The organism is Gemmatimonas sp. (assembly GCF_041689975.1).
Taxonomy (GTDB): Bacteria; Gemmatimonadota; Gemmatimonadetes; order Gemmatimonadales; family Gemmatimonadaceae; genus Gemmatimonas.
Genome location: NZ_JBDNFF010000205.1, coordinates 1 through 14068, shown reverse-complemented (window position 1 = coordinate 14068; position 14068 = coordinate 1). Strand labels below are relative to the sequence as shown.

The window sequence follows — 14068 nt, the reverse complement described above, 5'->3', positions numbered from 1 at the left end:
TCTCGAAGGTGCAGCCGATCGACGCGACCGACGGCAAGACGCGATCGAATGGTTGGCGAAGCAGCCGTATAGCAGCGGCAAGGTGGGCATGTGGGGCACGTCGTTTGCTGCCCATATGGAGGCGGGCGCCGCGCAGTACAATCCGCCGTCGCTCAAATCGCTGGTGCTCAACATGGGTGGCATGTCGAATGGCTGAAACCATGGCGTACGCTATCGCGGGACGTACGAAATGGGACGGTAGCTCACGTGGGCGTAGACGCAACTACTGGCCGATGCGCGCACTGACGATGTGAAAGCGCTCATGACGAAGGAGAAGGCGGAAGACTGGTACAACGTGCAGCCGATGCGCCGTGGACTGAATCCGTTGTCGGTCGACTCGCAGTACGAGGGCTGGTACTTCGACTTCTTCGAGCACGCTGATTACGACGCGTCCTGGAAAGATCCGATGCTGGCCTGGGACGAGCACTATCCGCAGACGGCGGACATCCCGATGATGCAGGTGGGCGGCTGGTACGACATCTTCCTCGCCGGCACCTTCAAGAACTTTACCGAACTGCGCCGACTGAAGAAATCGCCGTAGTATGTGATGGTCGGCCCGTGGAAACACGGCGGCAACAATCTGCCATACGCGGGCGATGTGGCGTTCGGCGACAGCGCCGCGATTGAGGATTTCCTCACGGATTTTCACATGCGGTGGTTTGATTTCCATCTCAAGGGGATCAAGAATACCACCGAGGCACTCGCGCCAGTTCGGCTCTTTGTGATGGGCACCGGCGACGGTCACAAAGGCAAGAACGGGCGCCTGATGCACGGCGGCTACTGGCGCAGTGCGGATCAGTGACCATTGGCCGGAACCAAGCTTGTCCCCTACTACTTTCACGGCGACGGTTCACTTTCGCCGACCAAGGCCGCCGGCGTGAGCGCCAAGACGACCTACACGTTCGATCCGCGCTACCCGGTGCCCACCATTGGCGGAGGGGCCTCGGCGCGTTTGAAAGACGGGGCGTTCAATCAGCGCGAGGATCCGCGTTTCCTACCGTCACACGCGCCGTGGCTGCCGCTGAGATCGCGCGCTGATGTCGTCGTGTTCCAGACCGAGCCGCTGAAGGAAAGTGGGCGATCTGGTGCCAGTTCGCCGATTCGGCGGGCGCACCCAAGCATCAGACACTCGGCCTGTTCAAGCTGGTCGCGGTGAAATGACGACAGCGCGTTCGCTCGTTGTCGTGTGCGGTGCGACGATGGCGATCGCGTGCGCGTCATCGCCCGCAGAACAGAACGGGGAACAGAGGGCGGAACCACCGGTGGTGCAGGTCGTGGGTCACGATTTCGCGCTCGACGCTCCCGACTCGCTGCCGCCGGGTCTCACTCGCTTCACGTTTCGCAGCGACGGCACGGTCCCGCACGAAGTGTCGATCGCGCGCGTGAAGCAGGGTGTGTCGCTCGACTCGTTGCTGCGGCTCGAGTTGAACGGCGCCGATATCACGGGCCTGTACGACCCCGGTGAAGGATTGCTCTACATCGACGTCGGCGAGACAGTGGACGCCGCGTTGCTCGTCACGCTCGAGCGCGGCCGCGACTATGTGCTGATCTGCACGCTCGACGAGAAGGGCAAGCCGCACTCCATGCTGGGCATGGTGCGTGGGTTGCGCGTCACGGCGCGGTAAGTCGCGTACACGAAATCTCGCGATCGTCGACCGCGTTCAGCGTACCGCCAGCGCCTCGGCGACTGCCCGGCGTAGACCCTCCGCGTTGAACGGCTTCGCAAGCAAGCGGCCGCCCGTCTGTTCGACCCGACTTCGGTCCTCGGCGGAGGAGATATAGCCGCTCATCAGGATGGTTCGGAGGTCGGGCTTCAGCTGCGACAATCGCTCCAGCAATTCGAGCCCCGAGATGCCGCCGGGCATCACCATATCGCTGACCACCAAGTCGATTTGTCCATCGTAGTCGGACCATTGTCGTAGCGCCTCGGGGCCATCGACGGCAAGGATGATTTCGTACCCGATTCCAGCGAGGCTTCGCGATAACGTTCGACGCACGGCGGCATCATCCTCCACCAGCAGCACGCGCGCCGGCGTGGCTGCCCGCGTCGAGACAGGGCTCTCGATGGCGCTCACGATCGGACGAGCGGACGCCATCGGGAGCACAACCGTGAAGGTTGCGCCACCGCCCGACGGGCTCGCGAGCTCGATCCACCCGCGGTGTTGTTGGGCAATACCAAAGGCGGTGGCGAGGCCAAGACCGGTACCCTTTCCGGCTTCCTTCGTGGTAAAAAACGGTTCAAAAACGTGTGCGGCCAGATCAGGACGAACGCCATGGCCTTCGTCTACCACCTCGAACGCGACAAAGCGACCAGCTCGCGCGTTGGAATCCCGAGGTTCGGCGCCCTCCTCAACCGTCAGCGCCGCGGTGCGCACCAGAATGCGTCCACCGCGCGGCATGGCGTCGCGAGCATTCACGATCAGGTTGGTGATGACCTGTTCGATCATGCCGACATCACCGTCAAACCAGAGCTCCTGCGCACTCGCGCGCACCTCGAGCGTCACATCTTCGCCAATGAGACGGCGCAGCATGCGGGCCAGGTCGGCCATCAGCCCGTTGAGCTCCAACGGGCGGACCTGTAAGACCTGTCGACGGCTGAACAGGAGTAGCTGACGGGTGAGACTGGCCGCCCTGTCCGCGGCGAGCTGCAAGTCGCGCAGTCCGTCGCGAAGCTGCTCCGGCCGTGGCGGCTCGCTCAAGAGCTCCTGAATCTCGATCAGCATCGCGGTCAGGATATTGTTGAAGTCGTGCGCGATACCGCCAGCAAGCTGGCCCACAGCCTCCGTCTTCTGCGCCCGAACGAGGGCCAGCTCAAGACGACGGTTTTCCTCCTCGGCGACCTTGCGTTCGCTCACATCGATCACGATGCCTTGGAGGCCGACAACCGCACCGGCCTGATCGATGACTGGCTCTCCCCGCGAGACGATCCAGCGCACACGCGAGCGCTCGGGCATCATTTCGAGATCGAGCTGGAACGGCTGGTGTGCCGCCACCGCGTGCGTGACGGCCGCACCGAGGAGCTCCCAGCTCTCCGGCGTATAGTACTGCGCATGCTGTGCGTACGGCGGCACGGTGGTGTCGGCATCGAGGCCAAAGATTTCCAACAGCGATGAGGACCACGTGACGGCGTCCGATGCGATCTTCCAGTCCCAGCTGCCCATTCTCGCGATCCGCTGCACCTCCAACAGCTTTGCCTCGCTTTGGGAAAGACCCAGCACGGCATTCTTGCGGTCGGTAATGTCGAGCGTGGCGCCGCGAAGCTTGACGATCACGCCGTTCGCATCGCGGACCACCTCGGCGCTTTCAAATACCCACGTGTCGGCCCCGTCGCGCCGTTTGAACGTCGTATCCATTGCATACGGCTCGCCAGAGACTAACGCACGCTCCACAAAGGCCTGCAGTTTCTGCAAGTCATCGGCCCCGTGATAGCGCTCCAGCTCGTCGTACAAGGGCGCCCCCGACGCCGGATCGCGATCATAGATCCGGAACATTTCCTCGGACCATTGTGTGACGTTCGTGCGCGGGTCCCACTCCCAACTACCGATGCCGGCCAGTCGCTGCGCGGCCTCGAGTTCGTACTTTCGCGCGGCCTCGGCACGCTCGGCAGCAACGCGAGACGTCACGTCGGTGCTCACCACGGCGACGCCGGTGATCACCCCGGATGCATCGTAGATCGGCGAAAACGTGTGCTCGTTCACGATCTCGGTGCTGTTGACGGCGACATCGGTTCGTTCGATGAACCGCTCGCCAGCCAGTGCCCGAAGGTATAACCCGCGCCATTGCGCTTGCATCGCGTCGGGAAGCATGGGCAGAATAGCCAAGTCGCCCACTTCAAGGTTGCGGCTTAGGAGCGGTCGCAGCGCCGCCTGAAACGCGGCATTGGAGCTGACCAGATGCAAGTCACGATCAACGGCCCAGATCAGTGAGGTCGTGCCGTCCAACATCGTGAACAGGCGCCGGCGCTCCTCGGTCAGCTCGCCGATCAACCGCTGGAGGAATCCTGCGGGGTTCGGTTCTACGGACGAGGGACGCATCGGTGCAATGGCCGCGAGCGGCGCCTCCCGCGCCCCAAGGTCCACGACGTACCTCGTCCACTGGCCGAGCATATCTCGATGCAGGGCGCAGCACACGAGTACGGGCACGCGTGTGCCATCCGGCCGCACGAACTCCTTGCGGAAGGGGGCCGCGTAGCCGTCACCACCGGCGGTCAACGCCTCCTTGAGGCCGGCGTCTTCACGCCGGAGGAACTCGGGCGGCGTCATTTCCCGCCAGTTGAGACGGCCTGCGATGAGGTCGGCACGGTCGCGGTCGACCATCGCCAAGAACGCGTCGTCGGCACGCGTAATGGTGTCGCCGACCCCCTCGATGATTCCAACGACTTCGCGCGGCATCCGTGTTGCTCCGAGTTTGTCAGCTACCGAAGATCAAAATGGCGGTGCCTACATCGGCGCGCATTCCCTTCACGGACATATTACAGCCTGTCCACCGGCTTGAGTAGCTCTCGCGTTGGCGCCGGCACGCACTGCGTCGCAGATTGGTGCATGCGACTCATTCTCCTCTGCACGCTCGCGCTGGTCCTGACCGGTGCGCGCCTCCCCGCACAGGTGGCAGCCACCGCTGACCCCTCGCGCATGCCGCCGCCAGGTTGGGTGTCATCACCCAAGCTGTTCGACGCGATCAAGGTCGCTACGGATTTCCTGATGCCGACGCGTGATGGGAAGCGGATGGCCACCGACATCTACCGCCCCGCTCGCAACGGCGCACCGGTCGCAGAGCGCTTCCCGGTGCTGCTGAACCGCACACCGTACAACAAAACATCGCTGGCCGAACTGGCCGTGTTCTACGCCGAGCGTGGCTATGTGGTGGCGTTGCAGGATGCCCGTGGTCGCTATAAATCCGAAGGCGTGTTTTCGAAGGTGCAACCGATCGACGCGACCGACGGATACGACGCGATCGAATGGCTCGCGAAGCAGTCGTACAGCAGCGGCAAGGTGGGCATGTGGGGCACTTCGTTCGCTGCGCACATGGAGGCTGGCGCCGCGCAGTACAATCCGCCGTCGCTGAAGTCGCTGGTGCTCAACATGGGCGGCATGTCGAACGGCTGGGACCATGGTGTGCGCTATCGCGGCACGTACGAAATGGGGCGACAGCTCACGTGGGCGTGGACGCAACTGCTGGCCGACGCGCGCACCGACGATGTGAAAGCGCTCATGACGAAAGAGAAGGCGGAAAACTGGTATAGCGTGCAGCCCATGCGCCGTGGCCTTAACCCGTTGTCGGTCGACTCGCAATACGAGGGCTGGTACTTCGACTTCTTCGAGCACGCCGATTACGACGCGTATTGGAAAGATCCGATGCTGGCGTGGGACGAGCATTACCCGCAAACTGCAGACATCCCGATGATGCAGGTGGGCGGCTGGTACGACATCTTCCTCGCCGGCACGTTCAAGAACTTCACGGAACTCCGCCGACTGAAGAAATCGCCGCAGTATGTGATGGTCGGCCCCTGGAAGCACGGCGGCAACAATCTGCCCTATGCCGGCGACGTGGCGTTCGGCGACAGTGCAGCCATTCAGGATTTCCTCACGGACTTTCACATGCGGTGGTTTGACTACCACCTGAAGGGCGTCAAGAACGCGGTCGAGTCACTCGCGCCAGTTCGGCTTTTTGTCATGGGCACCGGCGACGGTCGCAAGGACAAGAACGGGCGCTTGATGCACGGCGGGTACTGGCGCAGTGCAGATCAATGGCCGTTGGCCGGGACCAAGCTCGTTTCTTACTACTTTCACGGCGACGGGACGCTATCGCCGACGAAGCCTGCGGGAGTGAGTGCCACCACGACGTACACGTTCGATCCGCGCTACCCGGTGCCCACCATTGGCGGAGGGGCCTCCGCTCGCTTGAAGGACGGGGCGTTCAATCAGCGCGAGGATCCGCGTTTCCCGCCGTCACAGGCGCCGTGGCTCCCGCTGCGCTCGCGTGCCGATGTCGTCGTGTTCCAGACCGAGCCGTTGAAGGAAGACATGACCATCATCGGCCCGATCACGGTGAAGCTCTTCGCATCGGCGACGACCGTCGATGCAGACTTTACGGCGAAGCTGGTGGACGTGTACCCATCGAGCATCGACTGGCCGGGTGGCTTCGACATGAATCTCACCGACGCCATCGTGCGCGGTCGGTACCGAGCCACGCGTGACCACGCCGTGATGCTGACGCCCCGGAAGGTGTATGAGTTCACCATTGAACCGTTTCCCACGGCGAACGTATTCAAGAAGGGACACCGCATACGCGTGGATGTCTCCAGCAGCAACTTCCCGCGATTCGACGTGAATCCGAATACCGGCGAACCGTTGGGACGGAACCGACGCATGATCACCACCGATATCACGATTCAGCACAATGCAACGTATCCGTCGCACATCGTGCTCCCGTTGGCTCCCGCGCGTCCGTAGAGCGCGCCGTGCTCACGTTCCTGGCGTATGCCATGGTGCTCGTCTTCATGACGCTCATCATGACGAAGCGACTCTCGCCGTTGACCGCGCTGATTCTCATCCCGATCGCGTTCGGCGTGGCTGGTGGATTTGCGTCGTCGTTGGGCGACATGATGGTCAGCGGCATCACGAAGCTCGCACCGACGGGCGTCATGCTGATGTTCGCGATCCTGTACTTTGCCGTGATGATCGACGCGGGGCTGTTCGAGCCCTTCGTGCAGCGCCTGGTGGCACTCGTTCACGGCGACCCGGTGAAGGTCGTGGTGGGCACGGCGGCGCTTGCGCTACTGGTGTCTCTCGATGGCGATGGGTCGACGACGTACATGATCACGACCGCGGCCATGCTGCCACTGTACCGAAAGCTTGGACTTCGGCCGCTCATTCTGGCTTGCGTCACGATGCTCGCCGGCGGCGTCATGAACATCCTGCCGTGGGGCGGTCCCACGGCGCGCGCCGCCAGTGCGCTCGGCATCGATGTGAGCACTGTGTTTGTCCCGCTGATTCCGGCCATGATTGGTGGTGCGCTCTGGGTGTTCTTCGTGGCGTACCGACTTGGGCTACGCGAGCGAGCGCGGCTCACGCTCACGCCGTACCCTATGGTTGGCATCGCAGCAGCCAATGACGTGCTGGATGAAGAACTGGCCAACCCGCAGTATCACGAGGACACGTCGCACCGTCGGCCGGATCGATTGGTGGTCAACGCAATCCTCACCGTCGCCCTGCTCGTGGCGCTCATCATGGCGGTGCTGCCGCTCCCGGTCTTGTTCATGATCGGTTTCGCGATCGCCCTGATGCTGAACTATCCTGGCATCGACCAGCAGAAGGCGCTGATTGCCCGTCACGCGGGCAACGTGATGTCGGTGGTCGGGCTGATCTTCGCCGCCGGTGTGTTCACGGGGATACTGTCCGGCACGAAAATGGTGGACGCGATGGCCGATAGCGTGATTCAGCTCGTCCCTGCCGCGCTCGGTCCATATCTGGCCATAGTAACGGGCATGCTCAGCGTGCCGTTCACCTTTCTCATTTCGAACGATGCGTTCTACTTCGGTGTGCTGCCGATTCTCGCCAAGGCCGGCGAAGCCTACGGGATTTCAGCCGCCGAAATGGCGCGCGCGGCGCTGGTGGGGCAGCCGGTGCATTTGCTCAGCCCACTCGTGCCGTCCACGTTTCTGCTCGTCGGTCTGGCCGGTGTCGACTTCGATGATCATCAGCGCTTTACGTTGAAGTGGGCCCTCGGCTCGACACTCGTGCTGCTGGCGATCGGACTGGTAACGCTGGTGATCCCGCTCGTGGGGCGCGCCGCCTAGCATAGCGCGAGGGAGCGTCGGGAGGGTCCACATTAATCTGGGCGTAAGGCAGAGGGTGTTAAAAAAGGCTTGGTGTTTCCCGACCTCTCCCACCGCTCAGTATGCTGCTTCGCTCCCTCCTCGTCTTCGGCGTCTTCGCCCCTCTCGCGCTCGTCGCCCAGCCCACCCGTCCGAGCGCGCCCAAGGACACCGGGTCTCACCGCTCGCCCAGCGACACGACGCAATCCCTCCCGGCCATGCGCACCGTCGGCACCTCGGGCCAAGCGGTGAATCGCCAGCCCGGTGCTACCACCGTGATCACCGCCGCCGAGTTGCGGCGCCAGCTCCCGCTGACGGTGAATGAAATGGTGCGACGCTCGCCAGGTGTCCACGCAGTGGATGAGGATGGGCTCGGGTTGCGCACCAATATCAGTGTGCGTGGCGTCGATGCCGCCCGCTCCGGCAATATGGTGCTTCTGGAAGATGGAATTCCCGTCGTTCACGCCCCCTACTCGGAGCCGGCGACGTACTTCTCGCCGCCCGTTGAGCGGATGTCCGGCATCGAAATCACGAAGGGTGCCTCCGCCATTCTGTACGGTCCGCAGACGACTGGTGGCGTGATCAACTACCTGACCGCCCCCCCGCCGACCACGCGCGCGGCCAACGTGCGATTGATGGGTAGCACCAACCTGCTCAACGGATACGCCGATGTGGGCGGATCGGTGTTCGGTGTGGCGTCGCGACTGAGCTGGACTCGAAAGCAGGTGCGCGATCTGCGCGATGTGTGGGCCCAGGTCGATGACTGGACGCTCAAGCTCACGCGCGCACTCGGCGATGCGCAGCGTCTCAGCCTCAAGGCGCAATACTATCAAGAGCGCACCAATCAGACCTACCTCGGGTTGACGCAATCCATGCTGCAGCGCGGACAGCTGGGGGCGCTCGCCCCCGATGACCGGTTTGTCGTGCGCCGTCCTACGCTGGCGCTGTTCCACGACTGGTCGATCTCGCCCACCTGGACGCTGCGGACCAATGCATTCACGTATCTCACGGCTCGAGATAATCGGCGTCAGGATTTCGCGCGCAACACCACATCGAACGCGCGTCCTTCCGGTTTCACCGGCACGATCTGGGGCGACACCACAGTACGAGGTGGCGCCGTCTTCATGCGTCGTACAAGCGGCAGCCGAAACCGGACGATCAGCGTGGCCGGCACGGAAACGCGCCTCAGCGGCACGGTCGAGACAGGCGCAGTGCACCATGAGCTGCAATTAGGTGCTCGCGCCATCAAGGAGTGGTACAACTCCAAGTTCCAGATAGGACGGAATGCCACCTCGAGCGACTCACTGACGCGCGACTGGGAGGCACGCCTCACGAACGCTGGTGCCGCCTGGCTGCAGGATCGCATTCGCTTCGGGCGGCGCTTCGAGCTCTCGCCGGGGCTGCGCGTCGAGAACCCGAACTTCTCGCGCGAGGTGCGTCGCGCGCAATTCGGTTCGCGCGTAGCCGACACGCTTATCCGGAACACGCGGTCGGAAACGGTCCTCATCCCAGCGCTGGGTGCAACCTGGCTCCTGCCAACCGTGAATGCCGCCCCCGCGTCGCTGTTTGCGAACGTGCACCGCGGCTTCGCGCCGTTTCGCGTGTCGGAGGCCATCGATAACTCCGGCAACGTGACGGCGCTGGAACCGGAGAAGAGCTGGAACTACGAGGCGGGCGTGCGCACGCCGCTCGGACGCGCGGTAAATGTGGAGCTCACTGGCTTCCTGCTCCAGTTCGAGAATCAAACGGTGTCGGCGTCCGACCTCTGGGGGCGCACCGACGAACTCGCGACCGGCGTGGCCAATGGCGGTCGCACACGCAACGCCGGCGTCGAAAGCGCCGTTCTTCTGGCGCTCAGTGAGACCGCGCTCAATGTTCCCGTGGACATCGGAGCCCGTTATACCTACACCGACGCGCGTTTCACCAGCGACCGCATCTACCAGAGCGGCGTGACCGGCGTTGCCCCGCTGAATGTGAACGGCAAGCAGTTGCCGTATGCACCGCGCCATCTGTTCAATACCGACATTACCGCGCGCACGCGCGGCTTCGAGACACAGCTGTTCGTCAGCTACATCGGCCGCCAGTTCGGCGATCGGCGCAATCTCGAGACGTCGTCGCCCGATGGACAGATCGGCGCTGTTCCGGCCTATACCCTCGTGGATCTGAACACCTCGTACAGCCTCTCGCTTGGCAACGTGCCGGATGTGCAGCTGTTGCTGGCGGTCAAGAACCTGCTGGACGAGACCGCCGTGGTGTCACGTCGGCCGCAGGGAATTCGTCTCGCGCTGCCGCGGCAGCTCATGCTCGGGGTGCGTACGGCGTTCTGACCAGCGAGCGTAGCACAGCGGCTTTACAAGCACGTACTCCGGTGTTCGCTTGTCCATGCTGCCCCGATTCGCCCCTTCCATATGCCATGGACTCGCCACCGCCAGCGTACAAACCGCCCGCCGGACTCGCTGCCGTGACGGCGTCAGTCCCCGATATCACTACAAACCGACACGTCGTCGTGCTGGTGCCGTCGGCGGAATCGTCCGACCCCAACCTCGACTACTACAACGATTTCAGCCAGAGCCACGCCGAATACGCGCGGGCCTTCGAGGCGCTGGGCTACGCATGGTCATGGCAACCGGTCACGATGGCCGACTTTCGTCCAATCCTCGAAGCGCTCGCCGCCCAGGCCCGGACTACGCGGACTATCGTCTTCAACCTGTGCGACGGCGACGAGGTCAACGGCGTGCCGGGAATCTCGGTGGTGCGCTACCTGGACGACCTGAGGCTCTGCTACACCGGTGCCGACGCTAACTTCTACGACATCACGACGTCGAAGATCAGTATGAAGCAGATCTTCGATCGCACCAACGAGCCGACCTCGCCGTGGGAAGTACTGATGCCCGGAGGCGAAGATGTCGCCACCGCCAGCCCGGACCGACATGACATAGCGGGCATTTTTACGCGTCTGGGCACGCCCCTCATCGTCAAGCCGGCGATCTCCGCCGGCAGCATGGGCATCACGGTCGACTCGGTGGTGCACACGGAGCACGCGTTGCGTACGCAACTGGACGCGTTGCGCAACGGGTATCGCGGGTGGAACCTCGCCGGCGGCGGTGTGCTTGTTGAGCGGTTCGTGACCGGCCCTGAGTACACCACGTTCATCGTGGGGTCGTGCGACGCAGCGGATGCCTGTACGGTGTATCGGCCCGTGGAGCGTGTGTTCAATCGCGCCCTGCCGCCGACGCAGCAGTTCCTCTCGTTCGACCGCCTGTGGGAGATTTACGAGCGCGAAGCACCGATCGCCGACGGCGAATACCTCTGGGAGTACGCGACGGTGACGAGCCCTGTCGCGCAACGTGTGATGGATGTGAGCATGGCAGCCTACGCATCGATGGGCGGACGCGGCTATGGTCGCGTGGACCTGCGACTCGATGCTGACACGAATGAACTGTATGTGCTCGAGGTGAACGCGCAATGCGGTCTCTCCGAGGACGAGAATTACACGTCGATCGGGGCGATCCTGCGCTTTGCCGGTGTCCCGTTCGGCGACGTGGTACAGCAGATCATCGCCGACGCCGAGCGATCACACGCGATTCGCATCGTGCCCCTCCTCGGCGGCTCCTCGCGGCCAGCGGGAGCGTCCTCGTGAAGATCTGCGTTCTGCAGCCCGATTACTCGTCGTCCAAGGTGGACTACCGCCATTACGACCCACCGCGCGACCTCGCGGCACTACTGCCAGCGCACGACGTGCACCATCTGTTTCTCGACAAGCGCACGACGTATCGGCAGCTCCGCGATTGCGTGACGATGGGCTTCGACATCTTCGTGAACTTGTGCGAGGGCTATCTTGATTGGGACGTGCCAAGCGTGGACGTGATCCTCGCGCTCGACCTCCTCGAGCTGCCGTACACGGGGCCGAGTGCCCTGCTGTACGATCCGTCCAAGCCACTCATGAAGTACGTGGCGCACACGGCCGGCGTGCGGACACCGGCGTATCGACTCGTGCGCTGCAGCGACGACATCGAGGCGATCGCGGCAACGCTACCCTTCCCACTGTTCGTAAAGCCCGCGCATGCCGGAGATAGCCGTGGCGTGAACGAGCAGGCGCTGGTTCACGATGTGGCCGCGCTGCGGGCTCAGGTCGACGCGCTCTTGCCGGAGTTCCCCGAATTGCTGGTGGAGCAGTACGTAGACGGCCGCGAATTCACGGTGCTCGTCGTCGCCGACGTGGCCGGTCGAGGCGAGTGCACGGCGCTGCAGCCGGTGGAGTTCGAGTTTCCCGCAGGCTCCCACTTCAAGACCTACGCGCTCAAGACCAGCGAGCTCCATCCGCAGGCGAACGTGCCGGTGCGCGACGCCGCACTGGCCGCAGAGTTGAAAGACGCAGCTCGGCGCGTCTTCAAGGCATTCGGCGGTGTGGGATACGCGCGCATGGATTTCCGTTTGAGCGAGACGGGTGAGCTTTTCTTCCTGGAGATCAACTTCACCTGCTCGGTATTCTACGACGACGGATACGAAGGCTCTGCCGACTACATCCTGCGGCACGACGGCATGGGGAAGTCCGGATTTGCCGAACGCATCATCGCCGAAGGGAGGGCACGCCATCGCCGCACATTGCTCCCGTACGAGATGCAGGGGAACGCGCTCTCAGGGTACGGCATCTTCGCTCGGCGCGCCATCGCGGTCGGCGAGCTCGTCTTCCCGGGAGAAGAGCGCGCGCATCGCATCGTCACACGACGACACGTGGACCACACGTGGTCGGCGCCCGACCGTGAGCTCTTCCGGCATTATGCGTACCCGCTGAGCAGTGATATCTTCGCCTTATGGGATGCCGATCCGGCCGCCTGGGCACCACAGAATCACTCGTGTGCGCCCAACACGGCGTTCGACGGGTTGAACCTGATTGCGCTGCGGGACATGGCGCGCGGAGAGGAACTCACGCTCGACTACGGGTTGTCGATGAGTGACACCAGTGCGCCATTTGCATGCCGTTGTGGCGCACCGGCCTGTCGAGGACAGATCTCGGGCGCCATCGGCAACTCGGTATCCGACCGTGAATGTGCCAGGCGCGGGTAGTAGATGTCGAGCGCATTGACGGAGGCGACGACACAACGCGGAACGCTCGCTCGGGCACTCGAGGCGGGCGCGCCACTGCGGCGGGTGTTGGTGGAGTTCCGCTACCGACTGTTCTTCACCTACTCGCTCTTCGCGGTGGAGATGCTCGCACTGCTCCTGCGCCCGTACTTTCTCGGCACCGCCATCGACGGATTGATTCAGGGCTCCTACACCGGCCTGATATCGCTGTCCATTGCGCACCTCGGCTACCTGATCATCGGCACCGTGCGCCACATGTATGATACCCGGACCTTCACGGCCGTGTTCACGTTGTTCGTGACACGAATGCTGGCACGCACCGAGGATGCAGCGAACTTGTCGCGGCGCAGCGCACACGCCACGCTCGCGCGGCAGGTCGTCGACTTCCTCGAGCACGACGTCAACTACATCGTGGAAGCGCTGTACAACGTGATCGGATCGCTGATCCTGCTCTTTTTGTACAATCGCTCGGTGGTCGGCATCTGCCTTGCCGTACTCGTGCCGGTCATCCTGCTGGGGCGTCGCTACGGCCGTCGCGCGGTGCAGCTCAACCTCGAGCAGTACGATGAGCTCGAGCGACAGGTGGATGTGATCAGCAGGCGTAACGCGGACGAGATCGATCTGCATTTCCGTCGGCTCCGGATGTGGCAAGTGCGACTCTCCGACCAGGAGGCGTGGAACTTCGGCGCGACGGAACTGCTCGTGCTGGTAGCCATCTCCGGATCGCTGCTCGTGGCCGCCGAGCCGGGTCACGCCGTCGTGCAGGTCGGTGCCATCGTCGGCATCTACAACTACATTCTGAAATTCGCCAGCGGACTCGAAACGATTCCCTACATGATCCAGCGGCTCGGGGCCCTGAAGGACATTCTCCGGCGCATGAGCGGGGTCGCGAGCAACGGTGCCGACGCGTCGCGAGACATGCCAACGGAACGCAAAGAGGATACCTGAGTCAGCGCGCTCAGCCTGCAGCGTCGTACTCGTCGACTGCGCGCTGCGTCTGAGACGCGCGACGCGGCCATTCGATCCATGCGCGCCGGCGCCGATATAAGGAACCTTCGTGTAGTTGAATCCTGCGAATGCGTACGAAATCTCTGAACGAGGTATGCTCGTAGCGAGCTATCGTTCTGG

General features: G+C 63.3%; 12 protein-coding genes. 11 read left to right on the top strand and 1 reads right to left on the bottom strand.

The window, feature by feature from the left end; all coding sequences use genetic code 11:
* Positions 1-43 precede the first annotated feature (43 nt).
* The 5 genes from ACESNG_RS12975 to ACESNG_RS12955 all read left to right on the top strand — a co-directional run bounded on the left by ACESNG_RS12975 (position 44) and on the right by ACESNG_RS12955 (position 1664).
* Positions 44-196, top strand: a complete 153-nt coding sequence (locus ACESNG_RS12975; RefSeq protein ID WP_373069305.1) for a CocE/NonD family hydrolase — start codon at positions 44-46, stop codon at positions 194-196.
* 93 nt (positions 197-289) lie between these two features.
* Complete coding sequence (locus tag ACESNG_RS12970) at positions 290-580, top strand: CocE/NonD family hydrolase (protein ID WP_373062740.1); 291 nt, start codon at positions 290-292, stop codon at positions 578-580.
* 6 nt (positions 581-586) lie between these two features.
* Positions 587-841: a hypothetical protein gene (locus ACESNG_RS12965; protein ID WP_373062742.1), complete on the top strand. Its 255-nt coding sequence runs from the start codon at positions 587-589 to the stop codon at positions 839-841.
* A 3-nt stretch (positions 842-844) separates the two neighbouring features.
* The gene (locus tag ACESNG_RS12960) at positions 845-1195 is read left to right on the top strand and encodes a hypothetical protein (RefSeq protein ID WP_373069283.1); all 351 of its coding nucleotides are present in this window, start codon (positions 845-847) and stop codon (positions 1193-1195) included.
* A 1-nt stretch (position 1196) separates the two neighbouring features.
* Positions 1197-1664 (top strand): hypothetical protein, encoded by a 468-nt coding sequence (locus ACESNG_RS12955; RefSeq protein WP_373062744.1) that lies wholly within the window; start codon positions 1197-1199, stop codon positions 1662-1664.
* Positions 1665-1700: 36 nt separating this feature from the next.
* Here ACESNG_RS12955 and ACESNG_RS12950 read toward each other — a convergent pair whose 3' ends face one another.
* Positions 1701-4430 carry a PAS domain-containing protein gene (locus ACESNG_RS12950; RefSeq protein ID WP_373062746.1) on the bottom strand — a complete coding sequence of 910 codons (2730 nt, stop codon included), beginning with the start codon at positions 4428-4430 and terminating at the stop codon, positions 1701-1703.
* A gap of 150 nt (positions 4431-4580) precedes the next feature.
* Here ACESNG_RS12950 and ACESNG_RS12945 point away from each other — a divergent pair, with 150 nt between their 5' ends.
* From ACESNG_RS12945 to ACESNG_RS12920, 6 genes are all read left to right on the top strand, one after another.
* The gene (locus tag ACESNG_RS12945; RefSeq protein ID WP_373062748.1) at positions 4581-6491 is read left to right on the top strand and encodes a CocE/NonD family hydrolase; all 1911 of its coding nucleotides are present in this window, start codon (positions 4581-4583) and stop codon (positions 6489-6491) included.
* A gap of 8 nt (positions 6492-6499) precedes the next feature.
* Positions 6500-7837 (top strand): CitMHS family transporter, encoded by a 1338-nt coding sequence (locus ACESNG_RS12940; RefSeq protein WP_373062750.1) that lies wholly within the window; start codon positions 6500-6502, stop codon positions 7835-7837.
* 101 nt (positions 7838-7938) lie between these two features.
* Positions 7939-10182: a TonB-dependent receptor family protein gene (locus ACESNG_RS12935; protein ID WP_373069281.1), complete on the top strand. Its 2244-nt coding sequence runs from the start codon at positions 7939-7941 to the stop codon at positions 10180-10182.
* 86 nt (positions 10183-10268) lie between these two features.
* The gene (locus tag ACESNG_RS12930) at positions 10269-11495 is read left to right on the top strand and encodes a hypothetical protein (RefSeq protein ID WP_373069279.1); all 1227 of its coding nucleotides are present in this window, start codon (positions 10269-10271) and stop codon (positions 11493-11495) included.
* Entirely contained in the window at positions 11492-12922 is a 1431-nt protein-coding gene (locus ACESNG_RS12925; protein ID WP_373069277.1) for an SET domain-containing protein-lysine N-methyltransferase, read from the top strand. The genes ACESNG_RS12930 and ACESNG_RS12925 overlap by 4 nt, the downstream gene beginning before the upstream one ends.
* Before the next feature lie 3 nt (positions 12923-12925).
* The gene (locus ACESNG_RS12920; RefSeq protein ID WP_373069276.1) at positions 12926-13888 is read left to right on the top strand and encodes an ABC transporter six-transmembrane domain-containing protein; all 963 of its coding nucleotides are present in this window, start codon (positions 12926-12928) and stop codon (positions 13886-13888) included.
* The last annotated feature ends 180 nt before the right edge of the window (positions 13889-14068 follow it).

What these genes read in the sequence shown, in the direction of transcription:
- ACESNG_RS12955 (WP_373062744.1), top strand. Translation starts at nt 1,197, where the DNA reads ATGACGACAGCGCGTTCGCTCGTTGTCGTGTGCGGTGCGACGATGGCG.
- ACESNG_RS12965 (WP_373062742.1), top strand. Translation starts at nt 587, where the DNA reads ATGGTCGGCCCGTGGAAACACGGCGGCAACAATCTGCCATACGCGGGC.
- ACESNG_RS12920 (WP_373069276.1), top strand. Translation starts at nt 12,926, where the DNA reads ATGTCGAGCGCATTGACGGAGGCGACGACACAACGCGGAACGCTCGCT.
- ACESNG_RS12930 (WP_373069279.1), top strand. Translation starts at nt 10,269, where the DNA reads ATGGACTCGCCACCGCCAGCGTACAAACCGCCCGCCGGACTCGCTGCC.
- ACESNG_RS12935 (WP_373069281.1), top strand. Translation starts at nt 7,939, where the DNA reads ATGCTGCTTCGCTCCCTCCTCGTCTTCGGCGTCTTCGCCCCTCTCGCG.
- ACESNG_RS12945 (WP_373062748.1), top strand. Translation starts at nt 4,581, where the DNA reads ATGCGACTCATTCTCCTCTGCACGCTCGCGCTGGTCCTGACCGGTGCG.
- ACESNG_RS12950 (WP_373062746.1), bottom strand. Translation starts at nt 4,430, where the DNA reads ATGCCGCGCGAAGTCGTTGGAATCATCGAGGGGGTCGGCGACACCATT.